The sequence below is a fragment of the Pseudarthrobacter sp. MM222 genome (genome assembly GCF_947090775.1).
Taxonomy (GTDB): domain Bacteria; phylum Actinomycetota; class Actinomycetes; order Actinomycetales; family Micrococcaceae; genus Arthrobacter.
Genome location: NZ_OX352321.1, coordinates 2,296,909 through 2,315,499 on the forward strand (window position 1 = coordinate 2,296,909; position 18,591 = coordinate 2,315,499).

An 18,591-nucleotide genomic window follows, 5' to 3' on the forward strand; every position below is an offset into this window, starting at 1 on the left:
CGCTCAGCGGCGGACCGAGGTCGCAATCACGGTGACGGCATGCTCCACGGCATAAACCGGGTCCCGGGCCTCTCCCTTGACCTGTGCGTCCGCCTCAGCCGTCACCTGAATGGACCGGACCAGTCCCTCCGGCGTCCAGCGGCGGACCTCGCGCTGCGCCTGCTCCACCAGCCACGGCTGCATCCCCAGCTGCTTGGCAATTTGGGCCGATGAGCCCTGTGCCCCGGCGACCTTGGCCAGGCTGCGCAGCTTGGAAGCCAGCGCAGCGACGAGCGGAACAGGGTCGGCACCGGTGGCCAAGGCATGCCGGAGGGTGGACAGCGCCAGCGGGGCATTCCCTGCGAGGGCAGCATCGGCCACCTTGAAGGCAGTTGCTTCCACACGGCCGCCGTAATACCGGTCCACCATGGCGGCGTCCACTCCGGTTGCGGCATCGGCAATCAGTTGGCTGCAGGCAGCCGCGAGCTCGGCCAGGTGGGCGCCGACAGCGTTCACCAGCGCGTGCACTGCCTCGGGGTCGATTCGGCGGGCCGCGGCCCTGAACTCGCCGGTCACAAAGGCGACCTTGTCCGCGTCTTTCTTCAGCGGCTGACAGTCAACCACCGGCCAGCCGCCCGCCTTGATTGCTTCCAGCAGCTTCTTCCCCCGCACGCCACCACCATGGCGGAAAACCAGCACAGCATCGGGTTCGGGGTGCGCCAGGTATTTCAGCGCGTCGGACAGGAAGGCATCGTTCATGGCCTCGAGCCCCTCGACTTCGATGAGCTTTCGCTCACCGAACAGGGACGGACTGACATTCATCGCGAGCGAGCCCGGCTCGTAGCTGCCGGCATTGAGGCGGGTGACTTCGACGTCGGGCGCGGCCGCGCGCACCTGCGAGCGGACCCGGTCCATGGCGCGCGTGCCCAGGTAGTCCTCCGGACCACCGACCAGCACGACGGCCGCGGGGGTCACGTCCCGCCAGGTGGCCGTGTTCGTCGCGGCGGTCCTGGGGCGTTGGGTCTGGGCAGCAGCCACTCGTGATTCCTCCGGGATGTTTGTTTGCAGACTCTAAGCGTGCCACGGCGCGGACGGTCCACCAAGCCGCGTTGGACCCGTCCGGCCGGCCCCCGCAGGCGAGAGTGGCCGGACGACAGCCCGGCGAGAAGGGCGACGGTCTGCCTCTGGGCCGCCAGGGCCAGCGCGACGACGGCGGCGGAATGCAGGACCAGCCAGACCGAGCTGAGGACCGCCGCGGAAAACAGCGCCATTGTCGCCATGCCATAGGTGCCCTCCGGCCAGGGCAGCACCGCCCCGGGGAGCCCGGCGAAGAAGCGGGCTACGCCGGCCACCCCGGTCGCGAACACCGCAGCCACCGCCAGCGGTACCGCAGCAAGCTCGGGCGAAAGCGGCACGAGCGGCACGGCTGCCGTCCCGAACAGGGTGACCGGCGGTACCAGGGCGGAGGCAACAAGATTTGCGGCCAAAGCATAGATCGAAAATTGGGGCTGAAGGAGGACAATTGCCGGGCCGCAGAAGACCTGCGCCGCCAACGGGACGGCAAGGCCGGCAGCCGCCCAGCGCGGCACGACCTTGGGAAGCCAGGACATGATCGGCCGTCCCGTGACCACTATGCCCAACGTGGCCAGCACCGAAAGCAGGAATCCGAAAGCCGTGGACAGTCCCGGGTCCGCCAGCAACAGGCCAATGACGGCAAGGCACAGGTAACTGAGGCCGCCTCCGGTCCGGCCGCCGACCAGGGAAACAAGGCCGATGGCGCCCATCACGGCGGCGCGAAGGACGCTGGCGTCCGGCCCGACCATCAGGACGAACATGCCCAGCCCGGCGAGGCACACGGCTGCGGCAGCAACCCGGCCCAGCCGGAGACTGCGGGCAGCCAACAGGAGCACGCCCAGAATAAGGCTGCAATTGGCCCCGCTGACAGCCGTGAGGTGGGTCATCCCGACCGTCTTCATCGCGCTCTCCAGCTGCGGATCGAGTCTGCTGGTGTCCCCTGTGACCATCCCCGGCAGCAGCCCCCCGGCGTCACCACCGAACCGTTCCCCTGTCCTGGCCAGGCCCTCCCGCAGCGATCGTGCCCCCTGCTGCAGAACTCCCGGGCCTGCCAGCGTTCGTGGGGCAGAGGAGGCCGAGAGAACGGCCGCCGCGACCTGGCCCGGCTCCGCCGCCCTGAGTTTTCCGGTCGTCCGGAGCCGCTCGCCGGGCCTGGCGTGTTCCCAGTCCGGGCCACCCATTACCAGCAATCCGGCGGCCGCCCGGATCCGGCGGGCGTCCCAGTCCAGAGCGATCAGCATGGCCGGTACGGCCCACCGGTCCGACAGCCCAGACCGACCCGGCGACGCGAGCCGCCGCGGCGCGCCGGCGACGACGAGTTCCACCACCACCGGCGCGTTCGCAGCCACAGCGCCAGCCAGGTCCGCGTCGGAGCGCTGAGCGGACGCAACAGCTGAGTGGGAGCCCGCCACGGCCGCAAGCAGCATTGCCACCGCCGCAGTAGCGTGCAGGCTGCGCGGCGCCGGCCCGCTCCGTCCGGATGATCCCGGGGTGCCAGCCCGGCCTCCGGTCCGGTCCCTCGTCTGCTCGGCTGAGCGGACCGCGACCCGGAGCAGCAACGCCCCGGAGCCTGCCAGCAACACGGCGCACAAGGCACCAAGTGCGCCGGGGTCCAGCCAGCCTCCGGCAGCCGCGGTGGCCCAGGCCAATAGCGCCGCCGGAACCAGACGGAGGTCCGTCCTGCGCGCCGTATGGCCGGAATGGTCCGGTGCGGAACGGTGTGGAGCTGCCGCGGTGAGCTGCCGGCCGCTCAGCCAGTCGCGGACATGTTCACGTCCGGCACGTGCCCGGGTACCCGCCCGGGCGCCGGCCAAGCCAGGTCCCGCCCGTCGCGGCGGCGTGGCGGCACCGCTGCGCCGCAGATCGCCGTGGCCGGCCGGGCCCTTCACCGCTGCATCGACGTACCGCTGCCAGCGGCTCTGCCGTGTCATCAGGGCACCGCCATCAGACACGTACCAGCGGAAGCAAGGCCTCAAGGAGCTTGGGGCCTACTCCGTCGACGGCGTCCAGCTCGTTCACCGTCTGGAAGCGTCCGTGTTGCTTGCGCCAGTCCACGATGCGCTGGGCCAGAACCGGCCCGACCCGGGGCAGTGTGCCCAGTTCCTCGATGCCTGCGGTGTTCAGATTGACCTTGCTTCCGCCGGGCGTAACACCGGCTCCGCCGCTCCCCGAACCGGCGCCCCCGGAGTCCGGCGGGCCGGCGGCGTCGCCGGAGCCTGCTGCTTCGCCGGACGACGCCTCCGGCTGCCCCCGTTCGGGCACGACGATCTTTTGCCCGTCCTCGACGAACGAGGCGAGATTGAGCCGGTCTGGTTCCGCCGAGCCGGTGGGGCCGCCGGCGGCAGCGAGGGCCTCGTGCAGCCGGCTCCCTGCCGGCAGCTCAACCACGCCAGGACGTGCCACCGCCCCGGTCACATGGACCGTAATCCTCGTCGGTTCCGGGCTCGTGCCCTCCCCGGCCGGCGCAGATTCGGGTCGGGAGTCAGTGTCCTGCTGTGGGACGCCGGCCGAGGACACGTCGCTCAGCGGAACCGCGTCCGGTGCGCCGGTGACCGCATTCCACCAGAACCAGCCGCCAAGCACGACGGCAACCACTCCGAGCAGGGCGACCGCTCTAAGGCCGATGCGGCTCCGCACTCCGGGCATGCCGCGACGGCCATCGTCAGGTTGGTCCGCGAGGGCGTCCTCCGCCGCCGCAGGCTCCAGCAGCCCGGTCCGGGGCCCGGTGACTAGTCCGGTGACCAGTCCGGTGCCGTCCGGCCCGCCGAGCGTGGCGGACAGCCGGTGCCGGGCACCGGGAACGCCGTCGGGCGGTTCAGTTCCGGGCTTTAGGTGGAACAGGCTCCGGCGTGGCATAGGACCAACGGTAGGGTCGCCCCGCCGGGGTGCGCATCCCCGGCCGGGTCTATGTGGAAAGCACTCCGGATCAGGCCGGCGGGGTGCTGCTCTCCCCCACAATCACGGCCAGCACGCCGAGCCCTGCGTGGGCGGCCAGGACAGCCGGGAGGGCGCTGGTCTGCGCCGCCGGACAGTCGGGCAGCGCGATGGCGAGGCGGGCGGCGAGCCGTTCGGCCTCCGCCTGGTTGCCGAAGTGGTGAATGGCGATCCGGGCGTGCCCGACCGGCCTGGCCACGACGTCGGCTGTGACGATTTCCTCCAACCGCGCCACGGCTTTGGCTGCGGAGCGGACCTTTTCCAGCGGGACGATCTTCCCGTTCTCGACCGCAAGAATGGGCTTGATGGACAACATAGTGCCCAACAGCGAGGCGGCCGCGCCGATCCGCCCTCCATGGCGCAACTGCTCAAGGCTCGGAACGTAGAAGTAGACCTTGGTGAGGGCCAGCCGTTCCTCCGCGAAAGCGCGGACGTAAGCCGCGTTCCTGCCGTCCGCCGCAGCGACGACAGCGCTTTGGACCCCCATCCCCTGGGCCATCCCGACGGTGCGCGAGTCCAGGACCTCCACCGGGATAGGGACCCTGCCGGCCGCGAGACGGGCGGCATCAGCCGTTCCGGAGAGTTCGCCGGAAATATGGACGGACAGGACGGACTCAAAGCCGCGCTGCTTCGCCGCCAGATACGCGTGTTCGAACTGTCCGGGGGAAGGACGTGACGTCTTGACCGACCTGCCGCTGGCGATGGCCACGGCGATCGTCTCGGTGATGTCGTCCTCACCCTCCCCGTAGATCTCCGCGCCCACCATGACAGGCATGGGAACAACGGTCAGCCGCCCGTCGACCGTGAAGGCCCGTACCCAGTCGGCAGGCAGGGCGGCAGCCGAGTCTGTGACCACGGCCGTCCGCGCACCGCCCAGGGAAGGCGTGGGCTCGGCTCCGGCACGGGGGGCCGGACGGAGCCGCGTAAGGCGCTCCCTCAGCCACGGCCATCCTGCTGGCTCACGGTCGGGCACAGAGCACCTCCTGCTCGCTTGGTCGTTAAGGCTGAACCGGCCGACAGCTGGTGCCGGCGGCCGGCTCATTGGCCCGCGCGGTTATGCCGGGACGATATTGACCAGCTTAGGCGCCCGCACGATGACCGTGCGGATGCCCCGCCCGTCGAGGGCGCGCTGGACGTTCTCCGACGCCAGCGCTAGCTCGCGCAGTTCGTCCTCGCCGATTCCCGCGGCCACCTCAAGGCGGTCCCGCACCTTGCCCTGAACCTGGACGACGGCGGTCACCGTGTCCTGGACGAGGAGCGCCTCGTCGTGCGTGGGCCAGCCGGCGTTGGCTACCGACGCGGGGTGGCCCAGGACGTTCCACAGGTCCTCGGCCGTGTACGGCGCAAACAGGCTCAGGATCACGGCGACGGCTTCGACGGCCTCGCGGACTGCGGGGTCCGCGCCGCCGGCGCCCGAGGCTGCGTCAATAGTCTTGCGGGTTGCGTTGACCAGTTCCATCAGCTTCGCGACGACGACGTTGAACTTGTTGGAGTCCAGCAAGGCCTCGGCGTCCGCGATCGTCCGGTGGGTGACCGTGCGCAGTGCCCGGTCGCCGGTAGAGAAGTCGACGCCGGGCGCGCTAGTGACGCCCTGCCCCAGGCGCCAGGCGCGGGCCAGGAACTTCGCCGAACCAGACGGCGAGACGTCCGCCCAGTCGACGTCGTCCTCCGGCGGGGAAGCGAAAATCATGGTCAGGCGCACGGCGTCGACGCCGAACTTGTCGAGCTGCTCGCCGAGGTCCACGCCGTTGCCCAGCGATTTGCTCATGGCCTTGCCGCCGTTGAGCACCTGGCCCTGGTTTAGCAGGGCCCGGAAGGGTTCGTCCGCCTCGATCAGGCCCAGGTCGTGGATGACCTTCGTGAAGAACCGTGCGTAGAGCAGGTGCAGGATGGCGTGCTCGACGCCGCCGACGTACTGGCCGACAGGCATCCAGTCGTTGATCGTCGCGGGATCGAAGGGGCCTTCGGTGTACTGCGGGGAGACGAAGCGCAGGAAGTACCAGGACGAGTCCACGAAGGTGTCCATGGTGTCCGTGTCCCGCTTGGCCGGGCCGTGGCAGTTCGGGCAATCGACGTTGACCCAGCTCTCCGCGGCGGCCAGCGGTGACGTACCCTTCGGCGACAGGTCCTCGCCGCGCAGCCCCGCCGGCAGTTCAACCGGCAGCTGCTCGTCCGGCACCGGGACCTCCCCGCAGGCTGGGCAGTGGATGATCGGGATGGGCGTGCCCCAGAAGCGCTGCCGGCTCAGCAGCCAGTCGCGCAGCCGGAAGTTCACGAACTTCTCGCCCGTGCCCTGCTGCTCCAGGATCCCGATGGCGGCGGGGATGGCCTCAGCCTTCGGCAGCCCGTTCAGCGCGCCGGAGTTGATCAGCGTTCCCTCGCCCGAGGTCGCCACGCCGCTGGCGGCAGGATCCTCGTCGCCGGTGTCCAGGACAGCCCGGACCGGAAGATCGAAGGTCCTGGCAAAGTCCAGGTCGCGCTGGTCATGGGCGGGGACCGCCATGATCGCGCCCGTGCCGTAGTCGGCCAGGACGTAGTCGGCAGCCCAGACCGGCAGCTTTTCGCCGTTCAGCGGGTTAATGGCGTAGCGGCCGGTGAAGACGCCGGTCTTCTCGCGCTCGGTGGACTGGCGCTCGATTTCCGTGAGCGCCTTGACCTGCTCGCGGTACGCGGTCAGGGCCGGGGCGTGCTCCTCGGTCACCAGTTCAAGGGCCAGCGGCGCGTCGGCGGCGACAACGAAGAATGTTGCCCCGTACAGGGTGTCCGGGCGGGTGGTGAAGACCGTGACGTCCGTGGCGGGCTTGGCGCCGTCGGCCTCGATCACGAAATGGACGTGCGCGCCCTCGGAGCGGCCGATCCAGTTTTTCTGCATGGCCAGGACCCGCTCGGGCCAGTGGCCGCGCAGCTCGTCCATGTCGTCCAGCAGGCGGTCCGCGTACTCGGTGATCTTGAAATACCACTGGTTCAGGGACTTTTTAGTGACCGGGGTGCCGCAACGCTCGCAGGCACCGTTGACCACCTGCTCGTTGGCCAGCACGGTCTGGTCCATGGGGCACCAGTTGACCGGTGAATCCTTGCGGTACGCCAGGCCGCGCTCGTAGAAGCGCTTGAACAGCCACTGCGTCCAGCGGTAGTACTCCGGGTCCGAGGTGTGGATCCGGCGGGACCAGTCGGCGGAAATGGCATAGCGCTTGAATGACGCCGCCTGGGTCTCGATGTTGGCGTAGGTCCACTCACTGGGGTGGGCATTGCGCTTGATCGCAGCATTTTCCGCGGGGAGCCCAAAGGAGTCCCAGCCGATCGGGTGCAGCACGTCGTAGCCCTGCTGGCGCAGGTAACGCGCTACGACGTCGCCCATCGCGAAGGCTTCGGCGTGGCCCATGTGCAGGTCACCGGACGGGTAAGGGAACATGTCCAGCACGTAGCGCCGTTCCTTGGAACCGTCGTCGAGGGGCGTGAAGACCTTGAGGTCCTCCCAGACCTGCGGCCACCTGGCTTCCATTGCCGCAAAACTGTAGGCACCCTCTTCGGGTCCTTCCGTTCCGATTCCTGCTGTTCCGGTCTCTGTCTCCGGCTGAACACTCACTGCTGGCCTCTTCTGTTCTTCAAGCCTGATTACCGTCAAGTCCGTACTGCGCGGGGCCGTCCCGCTCTGGCCCCTGTCCCCTGCTGCAGGCCCGAAAGGGCCCAGACACACAAAAGCCCCTCGATAGGGAGGGGCGGCCGCTCGACACTCCGAGTTCTCCTCGGGATGCCGGGCGGCTAGCTAAGCAGAAGGATCGCATGCATAGATCTACTTTAGCGCCTCCGACTGGTTCGCGGGCGGCACACCCGCCCGCATCAAAGGCCAGGACGACGGCCCACATGCCTCCGGCAAGGGCTGTGCGACGAAACAGTTCTCCGCCGGGAGTCGGCCATTGACGCCGCGAAAATGCCGCGGCTTCAATATGCGCTCAAATTGTTATAAATGCCCCACTTGGAAATAAACCGTACTTACTTTAATATCGCGTGCCGCGGCGACGAGTGCAGAAAATCGCCCCCCAAGTAGTTTGCACTAATTGGCAGGTAGAAGGTGACGGCAAGGCGAGTAGCCCCGGGGCGCGCTCCGCGTAGTCCGCTAGCCACTGCGGAAAATGCAGCACTCTGATGGTTTAGGCTCCCCGAAAAGAGCCCGGCTACCGCAATTCCAGCGGCCTTGCCAAAGATACCGAAGAGGAACACTATTCTCCCAAGATCTCTGGGGGGATTCGCAAAAAGGTCTCGGGTTGAGGAGCCTGTCATGTATCTATTGCGTGTTTCTGTTCTGCCACAAATATTTCTTCTGACCGGGCGCAACGCCGTTATCGGCAGCCCCCAGGAACAGGGCTAGCCATGTTTGGCTGGGTTACCCGGTTCAGTTTGCAATTCCGCATTCTGGTTCTCGCCCTCGCGGCCGGCCTCATTGCCTTCGGCGTTGTCAACGTTCCGCGGATGGCCGTGGACACCATGCCTGAGTTCGCGCCCGCGCAGGTTGAAATCCAGACTGAGGCCCTCGGCCTCTCAGCTGTCGAAGTCGAGCAGCTCATCACCTCCCCGATGGAGGCCGATCTCCTCAACGGAGTGGCCTGGCTGGACGAGATCCGGTCGAAGTCCGTACCGGGGCTGTCATCTATCGAACTTGTATTTGAGCCGGGCACGGATCTACTGCGCGCCCGCCAGCTAGTGGCGGAGAGGATGACGCAGGCAGTAGCCCTGCCGAACGTCTCGGCCCCACCGCTGATCATGCAGCCTACGTCATCCACCAGCCGTGTCCTCATGGTCAAGTTGAACTCCAAGCAGCTCTCCGGCATCGAGATGTCCGTCCTGGCGCGCTGGAAGATCAAGCCGCGCCTGATCGGAATTCCGGGTGTTGCCAACGTGTCCATCTGGGGCCAGCGGGAGCAGCAACTCCAGGTCGAGGTCAACCCGACCCAACTGCGCGACAAGGGCATCACCCTGGAACAGGTCATCAAGACCACCGGCAACGCAGTCTGGGTTTCTCCGTTGAGCTTCCTGGAGGCCTCGACTCCGGGCACCGGCGGCTTCGTCGAGTCCCCCAGCCAGCGGCTGGGTATCCAGCATGTCCTTCCGATTCGCACGCCGGCCGATCTGGCCAAGGTCAGCGTGGAGGACGCACCCACGCCGATGTTGCTCGGCGATATCGCGGCTGTCCGGGAAGACCACCAGCCCCTGATCGGCGACGCCGTCGTAGGGCAGGACGCCGGCCTCATGCTGGTCATCGAGAAGTTCCCCGGAACCAGCGCGGTGCAGGTAACCGAGGATATCGAGGCAGCTCTGAAGGATATGGAGCCCGGTTTGACCGGAGTCCAGATCGACACCAGCGTGTTCCGGCCTGCAACCGCAGTTCAGGACTCGGTGTCAGGACTGGGCGCAGCTCTCCTGATTAGCCTGCTGATCGCCGTCGGACTGTTCTGGCTGCTCTTCCGCTCCTGGCGTGTTGCCGTGATCTCCCTCGTGGCGATCACCACCACCGTCATAGTGGCGGCGCTGGTGCTCTTCGCACAAAACGCCACGCTCAATGTCACTGTCCTGGTAGGCATAGTACTGGGAATGTCGGTGATAGTCGGCGACATTGTGGAGGACGTCCAAGCCCAGCGACGTCGGTCCCTCGTCACCGAGGCCACGGAAACGGACGCAACGATTCGGTCGCGCATCATTTACATCGTCCGGGGAATCCGCACACCGCTTTTCCATGCCTCGCTCATCATGGCGATCGCCCTCATCCCGACGCTGTTCCTCCCCGGAGTGGGCGGCTCCTTCTTCCAGCCGCTCGTCTGGTCGACGGCGCTGGCCCTCGCAGCGGGACTGCTGGTCGGACTCTCGGTTACGCCGGTGCTGGCGCAGATGCTCCTGCCTCGCGAGACCGCGCCCCGGGCGGAATCCGCTGCCTCCGGCCGCGCAAGGGCCAGTTACGACCGCGCAGTGGCAGGTGCCGGCTCCCGGAAGGCCCTCGGCCTGGTCGCCGTAGCTGTAATCGGTGTGCTGGGTCTTGCCGCCGGCTCCCAGCTGCTCGGCAACCGGCCGTTGGTTCCAACTCTGCCGGACAGGACCCTGCTCGTGCAGTGGGACTCCATGGCCGGTACCTCCAATGATGAAGTCCGCCGGATCGCGTCCAAGGCATCTGACGAACTGCGGGCGCTCCCGGGCGTATCCGGAGTCGGCGGACACATCGGCCGTGCCATCACGTCTGATCAGATTGTCGGCAATAGTTCCGCCGAGCTGTGGGTCTCGATTGCCTCCGACGCCGACTTCGGTGATACGGAACAGGCAGTCCGCGACGTTGTCCAGGGCTACCCCGGCATTTCGCACAATGTCGTCAACTATTCGCAGCAGAAGATCGGTGCCATGCAGGACACGCTGGAACCAGACTTTGCGGTCCGCGTCTACGGGACCGAGATGCCTATCCTGCGGGAGAAGGCAGAAGAGGTGCGGAAGGCGCTGGCAAACATCAACGGGATCAAGAACCCCACGATTAACGCAAGTGCCACGACTCCCATCGTCGAGGTCGAAGTCAATCTCGAGGCCGCCCAGCGGGTTGGTATCAAGCCCGGTGACGCCCGGCGTGCCGCGGCGACTCTGATGCAGGGCGTCGTTGTTGGCAACCTGTTCGAACAGCAGAAAGTGTTCGAGGTGGTAGTGCGAGGCGCGCTCGGCGTCAGGGATGACCTCACCAGCATCCGTGAACTGCTCCTGGACACCCCCAATGGCGGACACGTCACGCTGGGCGAGATCGCCGCCGTCCGGCTGGTTCCGAACGAGGTTGTCATCCAACACGATGACACGTCGCGGCGGGTCGACATCGTAGCCGAGGTCAGCGGACGGCCTCTGGCTGACGTACAGCGGGATATTGAAGCTGCAGTCAAGCAGATCCAGTTCCCGCTCGAGTACCACGCCGAAATCCCGAAGAAGTATGGCGAGCTCCAGGCCGCAGACTCCCTGGTTCTCTGGCTGGCGGCAGCGTCCCTCATCGGCGTGCTCTTGCTTCTCCAGACGGCCGTTCGGAGTTGGAAGCTGGCCCTAGCGGTCTTCCTGGCCCTTCCGGCGGCCCTGTCGGGCGCTCTTGTGGCCGCGTGGCTCATGTCAGCCTCGTTGTCCTGGCTCTCGCTCACGGCTCTCGCTGCGGTCCTGGCGATTGCCGCCCGCAACGCGGCCCTCTTGTCAGCGCGGACCGACGAACTGTGGCGCTCCACGCCGCAGCAGTCGCGGGCGGAGGTCGTTCTGACGGCCGCCCGGGAGCGCATCTCACCAATCCTCAAGTCGGCGCTCATCACGCTTGCGGTTCTGATCCCGCCAGCCCTGGTGGGCACCACTGTTGGCCAGGCCCTGATTGTCCCGATGCTGCTGATAATCGCCAGCGGCCTCGTGACCACCACGCTTGTGGGGCTCTTGGTGCTCCCATTGCTGACCCTCTGGTTCGGTCCCCGCACCGCGCCGGAAGAGTGGTCGGAAGTATACGAATTGGAAACCCCCGTTCAGCCCGTTATGCAGGAAAAGGTGGAAGCAAAATGACCAGCCAAAAGCCCCAACGGCGCCTGCCCCTGGCGGCCGCTGTCTGTGCCGCCCTCGTGTTCTCCCTCCCGGCCTGCGCCGCGCCCGTGGCCGCCCCTGCAGCGGTTGGTGAGGCCCCCGCCAAGGTGGAGAAGAACGCTACGACGGGAATCGCAAAGTTGACCCTGACGCAGCGCGGTCTGGATCGGATCGAACTCAAGACCGAGCCGGTAACTGCCGGCGCGGGAGGAGTTCAATTGCCCTACGGAGCCCTGATGTACGACTCCGCCGGCAAGACCTGGGTCTACACCAACCCAGCCGAGCGGGTCTACGAGCGCCAGGAGGTCACGGTCAGCAAGGTGGAAGCCGGCGTGGTCACGGCCACCGTTGGTCCTCCGGCTGGAACCCAGGTTGTCACGGTAGGCGCGGCTGAATTGTTCGGCGCCGAATTCAATACAGGCAAATGACATGCGCCGGATAGTCGCAGCAAGTCTGCGGTTCAGATCGATCATCATCGCCATGGCGGCGGCGCTGATGATCGTCGGCGGCGCACAGCTCAGCAGCGCCTCGGTGGACGTGTTCCCCGAGTTTGCGCCGCCGAAGGTGGAGGTCCAGACAGCCTGCCTGGGACTCACCGCCGCTGAGGTCGAAGAACTCGTCTCCGTTCCCTTGGAGGAGGCCTTCAACGGCATCGACGGCCTCCACCATATGCGGTCGAAGTCAGTACCCCAGCTCTCGTCCATTGTCATGGAGTTCGAAAACGGTACGGATGTGCTCACCGCCAGGCAACTGGTGTCGGAGCGGATGGCTACAGTGATCCCGACCCTGCCCACCTGGGCCGCGCCGCCGCTGATGCTGCAGCCGCTGTCCTCTACCAGCCGTGTCATGAAGATCGGGCTGTCCTCGGACACCCGGTCACTCATCGAGATGTCGATGATTTCCTACTGGAACATCCGGGCGCATCTGCTCCGCGTTCCGGGCGTGGCCAACGTGGCCATCTGGGGCGAACGCCTCCAGATGCTGCAGGTGCAGGTAGATCCCAACAAACTGGCGGCCAACAACGTCACTCTTGACACAGTGATGAGCAGTACGTCGGACGCCCTGGACGCGGGGTTGCTGCAGTACTCGCCAGGTGCCCTCATCGGTACCGGCGGAGCGATCGACACGCCGAGCCAGACAATGGGCATCCGACACGTCCAGCCCATCACCTCGCCGGAAGAACTGGCGAAGGTGGCGGTGGCGGACCGGGAGGGGCAGGCCCCGCTGCGGCTTTCCGACGTCGCCAACGTCGTGGAAGATCACCAGCAGCTGATCGGTGACGCCGTCATCAACGGCGGCCCGGGGCTCATGCTGATCGTGGAAAAGCTCCCGTGGGGCAATACGCTCGAAGTCACGCGTGGGGTCGAAGAGGCGCTGAAGCAACTCGAACCCGGCCTCACCGGGATCGCGGTGGACACCACGATCTTCCGGCCGGCGACTTTCATCGAGGAATCACTCGGCAACCTGGGTGTGGCTCTTGTCCTCGGATGCCTTTTGGTCATCATGGTGTTGAGCGTCTTCCTCTTCCAGTGGCGGACCGCGCTGGTCAGTGTACTGGCCATTCCGCTGTCTCTCATGGCCGCAGCCCTGGTGCTGTATTGGACCGGAGGCACAATCAACACGATGGTGCTTGCGGGATTGGTGATTGCCGTCGGGGTGGTGGTGGACGATGCCATCATCGACGTCGAAAACATCGTCAGACGGCTCCGGCAGCACCGGGCAAATGGCGGCACCGAAAGCACCGCCAGGGTGGTGGTCAACGCCTCGCTTGAGGTCCGGGGACCGATTGTGTACGCAACCCTGATCATCGTTGCTGCCACCGTGCCGATCTTCTTCCTGGACGGCCTGACGGGGGCGTTCTTCCGGCCGCTGGCCACGTCATACACCCTCGCGGTGATGGCGTCCATGCTGGTCGCGCTCACCGTCACCCCGGCGATGGCGTACATCTTCCTCCGGAACGCCAAACTGGAGGATCGTGATCCGCCGTTGGTCCGGGTTCTGAAGCGCTGGTACGCCAGTGCGCTTCGGCCCATCGTCCGCCGGCCCGTACCGGGGTACCTTGCCCTGGGTGCACTGGGTGTCGTGGGCATCGTGGCGGCTCCGCTACTGGGCCAATCGCTGCTGCCGTCCTTCAAGGAACGGGACTTCCTGATGCACTGGCTCACGCAGCCGGGCACGTCCAACTCGGAGGAGGTCCGTGTCAGCCAGCTGGCCTGCAGGGAGCTCATGACGATCCCGGGCGTTAACAACTGCGGATCCCACATCGGGCAGGCCTTCAACGCCGACGAGGTGGTGGGTGTCTACTTCGGTGAGAACTGGATCAGCGTCGACCCTGCGGTCGACTATGACGAGACGCTGGCCGCTGTTCAGGAAGTGGTGGACGGCTACCCCGGCATCGTCCGGGATGTCCAGACTTACCTCAAGGAACGCATCCGCGAGGTCCTGACCGGCACGGGTTACGCGGTCGTCGTTCGTGTATACGGTGACGACCTCGCGATACTGAAAAAGGAGGCTGACAAGCTCAAGACCATCCTGGGCGGTATCGAAGGAGCCGTGGGTGCGAAGGTCGCTCTCCAGGCCAACATCCCACAGGTCAACGTGGAAGTGAACCTGGACAAGGCCAACAGCTACGGGCTGAAACCTGGCGACGTCCGCCGGGCCGCGGCCACGATGATCGCCGGCGAGGAGGTGGGCGACATCTACCGGGACGGCAAGGCATACGACGTCCAAGTGTGGAGCCCGCCGGAAACCCGGACCAGCGTCACGAGCATCGAAAACCTCCAGATTGATACCCCGAGCGGGCAGAGGATCCGGTTGGCGGACGTGGCCACAGTGGCGGTCAAGCCTACTCCAAACGTGATTGAGCGTTCGGAAGGATCCCGGCGCATCGACGTCAGCGCCAACGTCAAGGAAGGCGACCTGGCGAAGGTCGTCGAGAACCTCGAGTCCCAGATGAAGTCGGTTGAGTTCCCGGTCGGCTACGAAGCGGTTGTCCTCGGCGAGTACGCAGAACGCCAGGCCGCCTCGCAGCGGTTGCTGCTCTACTCTATCGGCGCTGTCATCGTGGTTTTCCTGCTGCTCCAGGCGGCGTTCCGCAGTTGGCGGTTGGCGATCCTGGCCATCCTGACGCTGCCGGTGGCCCTCGTGGGCGGTGTGATCGCCGCGCATATGAGCGGTGGCATCCTCTCGCTGGGGTCGCTGGTCGGCTTCCTGACGCTGATGGGCATCGCGGCCCGCAACGGCATCCTGCTCATCAATCACTGCCAGCACCTGGAACAGTTCGAGGGAATGCCCTTCGGCCGGGACCTGGTGCTGCGTGGAGCGGCCGAGCGGTTGTCCCCGATTCTCATGACCACCCTTGCTACCGCCTTGGCCCTCGTTCCGCTGGTGGTCATGGGCAATATTCCCGGTCATGAGATTGAACACCCGATGGCGGTGGTGATTCTGGGCGGGCTCGTCACGTCGACGCTGGTCAACCTGTTCATTGTCCCCTCGCTGTACCTGCGGTTTGCCAAGAAGGGACCGGCCCGTCAACGCCGGCCCCGTCAGCCCGAACCGGTCGCGGCTGTCTAGCCGTGATCACCCAACACCAGGAGAGGCCATGCAGATGCTTAAGCGAAGCACCCGAATCACCGCCTACGGCTCTGCGGCCCTCCTGGTGCTGGCAACGCTGACAGTGACGACGGCGGCCACGGCCACCGCCACGACCACCAAAGGAAAGGACCTCTGCGGACCTGGCACGGCGATCACTCTGGACCGCTCGGCCTTCCCGTGGGATCCGGAAATCGAGAACAAGTGGTTCCCGCTTGAGCCCGGTATGCAGTTCACCACGACCGGAAAGGTGGTCAACACGGTGGAGAAAACGGTGACCAAGCGCACGGTCATCTCCACGGTGACCGGGCTGACCAAGAAGATCGACGGCGTCAACACCGTGGTGGTGTGGGACCGGGACATCTCCGACGGTGAGCTTGCGGAATCAGAGCTGGCCTTCTTCGCAGAGACGAAGAAGGGAACCGTGTGGCTGTTCGGCGAGTATCCCGAAGAGTATGAAAACGGGAAGCTGGTGGGCGCGCCGAGCACCTTTATCAGTGGAATCGACAAGGCCCAGGCCGGAATCGCCATGCTGGACCACCCCCGCCCGAAGGAACCGGCGTATCCCCAGGCCTACGCACCCAGCGTGGACTTCCTGGACTGCGCGAAGGTCGTGGACCGGCACGTGGACGTCTGCGTCCCGGCGGATTGCTACAACAACGTGCTGGTCATCGAGGAATCCAACCCGCTGGAGCCGCGAAGCGTCGCGGGCCTCCAACACAAGTTCTATTCCAAGAAGACAGGCCTGGTCCAGGTCAAGCCCGTGGGCGGGGAGGACCAGGAGTCCCTGGACCTCGTCAAAATCAAGAAACTCAGCGACTCCGAGCTGAAGAGCATCAACGAGCAAGCACTGGCCCTCGACAGGCGCGGCTACACCGTCAGCAGGGACGTCTACGCCAAGACGCCCCGCGCTGTGGTCGCCAAGCCCGGGCGCCGGTAGCGCGCACGCGCCACACCGGACAGCACAGAAGAGCTCCGGCCGGGAAATCCGGCCGGAGCTCTTCTGTGCTGTTGGAACCCTGTGCTGAACGCCTCTACTTCACGTCCTGGTCCACCCAGTCCATGGACTTGGTCACGGCCTTCTTCCAGAGCCGCATCTGACGCTCCCGCTCCGTCTGGTCCAGCTGCGGTTCCCAGCGCTTGTCCTCGGACCAGTTGGCCGAGCACTCGCCCAGGTCCTTCCAGAAACCAACGGCCAGGCCTGCGGCATACGCAGCACCGAGCGCAGTGGTCTCGACGACCTTCGGCCGGATCACCGGGACGCCGAGGATGTCCGCCTGGAACTGCATCAGAGCATCGTTGGCGACCATGCCGCCGTCGACCTTGAGCTCTGTCAGCGGCACACCGGAATCCGCGTTGACGGCGTCGAGGACCTCGCGCGTCTGGAAGGCGGTCGCCTCCAGGGCGGCCCTGGCAATGTGGTTCTTGTTCACGAAGCGGGTCAGGCCGACGATTGCGCCGCGGGCGTCGGAACGCCAGTAGGGCGCGAACAGGCCGGAGAACGCCGGGACGATGTACACGCCGCCGTTGTCCTCGACCGATGCGGCGAGGGTTTCCACTTCCGGGGCGCTGCTGATCAGGCCCAGGTTGTCGCGCAGCCACTGGATCAGGGACCCGGTGACGGCGATTGAGCCCTCCAGCGCGTAATGCGGAGCCGCATCGCCGAGCTTGTAGCCCACCGTGGTCAGCAGCCCGTTCTTGGAGTGCACGATCTCCTCTCCCGTGTTGAAGATGAGGAAGCAGCCGGTGCCGTAGGTGTTCTTGGCTTCGCCGGCGTCGAACGCGGCCTGGCCGAAGGTCGCCGCCTGCTGGTCGCCCAGGATGCCGGCGACGGGTACTTCGCGCAGCAGCTGAGACGTGTGGACCGTGCCGTAGACCTCGGAGGAGGACTTGATGGCCGGCATCATGGAGGCCGGAACACCGAAGGCGTCCAGGATTTCCTGGTCCCAGGACAGTGTTTCCAGGTCCATGAACATGGTCCTGGAGGCGTTGGTCACATCGGTGACGTGCACCCCGCCGTCGGTTCCGCCGGTGAGGTTCCACAGCACCCAGCAGTCAGTATTGCCGAAGACCAGATCGCCGGCCTCGGCCTTGGCGCGGGCACCCTCGACGTTGTCCAGGATCCACTTGATCTTCGTGCCGGAGAAGTAGGTCGCCAGCGGCAGGCCCACCTTTTGTTTGAAGCGCTCCGGTCCGCCGTCCCGGGCCAGCTCATCGACAATCGGCTGGGTGCGGGTATCCTGCCAGACGATGGCGTTGTAGATCGCCTCGCCGGTCGTTTTGTCCCACACGACAGCAGTTTCGCGCTGGTTGGTGATGCCCACGGCGGCGATGTCGTGGCGGGTCAGGTTCGCCTTGGACAGGGCCGAGCCGATGACCTCACGGGTGTTGTTCCAGATCTCCGCCGGATCGTGTTCCACCCATCCGGCCTGCGGGAAGATCTGTTCGTGCTCCATCTGCCCGGAGGAGACGATGTTGCCGCTGTGGTCAAACACGATGGCGCGGGTGCTGGTGGTGCCCTGGTCAATGGCGATTACATACTGGTTCATGTTGACGTCCTTGTCTTTTGGCCTGCTGTTTATGTGGATACTGACGCGAGGGGAAACTAGGGGGCCGCGGTGGCGATGATCGGCACCACGAGGGCGACGAGGCCGGCGAGCCCTCCGCCGATCAGCGGTCCGACCACCGGGATCCAGGAGTAACTCCAGTCACTGGAACCCTTCCCCTTGATCGGGAGCAAAGCGTGCGCGATGCGGGGGCCGAGGTCCCGGGCCGGGTTGATGGCATAGCCCGTGGGTCCACCGATCGAGACGCCGATGCCCACCACGAGCAGGGCGACGGCCAGCGGGCCGAGCCCGGAGGGTATCCCGCCGAAGGCCAGGATGACGAACACGAGGACAAAGGTGCCGATGATTTCCGTGATGAGGTTCCACGGGGTGGAGCGGATCGCCGGACCGGTGGAGAATACGCCCAGCTTGTTGGCGGGCTCAGGCTCGGCGTCGAAGTGCTGCTTGTGGGCCAGCCACATCACCACTGCGCCCAGGAAGGCGCCGAGGAGTTCACCGCCGAAGTAGGTGAGCGTGGAGGCGAAGTCGACAGGAACGCCGGGAGCATACTCCCGCTTTCCGTTGAGCAGCAGGCCGAAGGTGACGGCCGGGTTCAGGTGTGACCCGGACTTGGCGGCGACGTAGACACCGGCGAAGACGGCAATGCCCCATCCCCAGGTGACCATCAGGAACCCGCCGTTGTTGCCCTTGGTGCCTTTGAGCGCAACGTTCGCCACAACGCCGCAACCCAGCAGGGTCAGCATCGCGGTACCGAAAACTTCGGACAGGAAAACTATTCCAAGAGACATCTTTGACTCCTCTATTTTCTGTTGTCAGCCCTCGCGATTTTGAGAGGCTGTTGGGCCGGCAAGGTGTTGCGCCGCCGGCCGGCAACTGCGCC

At 66.1% G+C, this 18,591-nt stretch carries 11 protein-coding genes; 4 read left to right on the forward strand and 7 right to left on the reverse strand.

All coding sequences use genetic code 11. The annotated features are described in order from the left end of the window. Nucleotides 1–3: 3 nt before the first annotated feature. From holA to leuS, 5 genes are all read right to left on the reverse strand, one after another. Nucleotides 4–1,017 carry a DNA polymerase III subunit delta gene (gene holA, locus OM977_RS10400; protein WP_264353907.1) on the reverse strand — a complete coding sequence of 338 codons (1,014 nt, stop codon included), beginning with the start codon at nucleotides 1,015–1,017 and terminating at the stop codon, nucleotides 4–6. Then, nucleotides 951–2,984, reverse strand: a complete 2,034-nt coding sequence (locus tag OM977_RS10405) for a ComEC/Rec2 family competence protein (RefSeq protein WP_264353908.1) — start codon at nucleotides 2,982–2,984, stop codon at nucleotides 951–953. The genes holA and OM977_RS10405 overlap by 67 nt, the downstream gene beginning before the upstream one ends. A 13-nt stretch (nucleotides 2,985–2,997) precedes the next feature. Next, entirely contained in the window at nucleotides 2,998–3,909 is a 912-nt protein-coding gene (locus OM977_RS10410) for a helix-hairpin-helix domain-containing protein (RefSeq protein ID WP_264353909.1), read from the reverse strand. Between the two features lie 70 nt (nucleotides 3,910–3,979). Then, nucleotides 3,980–4,960, reverse strand: a complete 981-nt coding sequence (locus tag OM977_RS10415; protein WP_264353910.1) for a DegV family protein — start codon at nucleotides 4,958–4,960, stop codon at nucleotides 3,980–3,982. Between the two features lie 81 nt (nucleotides 4,961–5,041). Beyond that, a complete protein-coding gene (gene leuS, locus OM977_RS10420; RefSeq protein ID WP_264353911.1) occupies nucleotides 5,042–7,573 on the reverse strand; it encodes a leucine--tRNA ligase in 2,532 nt (843 codons plus the stop codon). 785 nt (nucleotides 7,574–8,358) lie between these two features. On the opposite strand from leuS, the gene OM977_RS10425 reads away from it, so the two are divergent. The 4 genes from OM977_RS10425 to OM977_RS10440 are packed head-to-tail and all read left to right on the forward strand — an operon-like array spanning nucleotide 8,359 to nucleotide 16,084. Continuing rightward, entirely contained in the window at nucleotides 8,359–11,535 is a 3,177-nt protein-coding gene (locus tag OM977_RS10425; RefSeq protein WP_264353912.1) for an efflux RND transporter permease subunit, read from the forward strand. Beyond that, nucleotides 11,532–11,981, forward strand: a complete 450-nt coding sequence (locus tag OM977_RS10430) for a hypothetical protein (protein WP_264353913.1) — start codon at nucleotides 11,532–11,534, stop codon at nucleotides 11,979–11,981. The genes OM977_RS10425 and OM977_RS10430 overlap by 4 nt, the downstream gene beginning before the upstream one ends. A 1-nt stretch (nucleotide 11,982) precedes the next feature. Beyond that, a complete protein-coding gene (locus OM977_RS10435) occupies nucleotides 11,983–15,126 on the forward strand; it encodes an efflux RND transporter permease subunit (RefSeq protein ID WP_264353914.1) in 3,144 nt (1,047 codons plus the stop codon). A gap of 28 nt (nucleotides 15,127–15,154) precedes the next feature. Next, nucleotides 15,155–16,084 (forward strand): hypothetical protein, encoded by a 930-nt coding sequence (locus tag OM977_RS10440; protein ID WP_264353915.1) that lies wholly within the window; start codon nucleotides 15,155–15,157, stop codon nucleotides 16,082–16,084. Nucleotides 16,085–16,178: 94 nt separating this feature from the next. Here the strand turns inward: OM977_RS10440 and glpK are convergent, their stop codons facing one another. Both glpK and OM977_RS10450 read right to left on the reverse strand, forming a co-directional pair. Further along, a complete protein-coding gene (glpK, locus tag OM977_RS10445; RefSeq protein ID WP_264353916.1) occupies nucleotides 16,179–17,693 on the reverse strand; it encodes a glycerol kinase GlpK in 1,515 nt (504 codons plus the stop codon). Nucleotides 17,694–17,749: 56 nt separating this feature from the next. Beyond that, complete coding sequence (locus OM977_RS10450) at nucleotides 17,750–18,499, reverse strand: MIP/aquaporin family protein (RefSeq protein WP_264353917.1); 750 nt, start codon at nucleotides 18,497–18,499, stop codon at nucleotides 17,750–17,752. Nucleotides 18,500–18,591 lie beyond the last annotated feature (92 nt).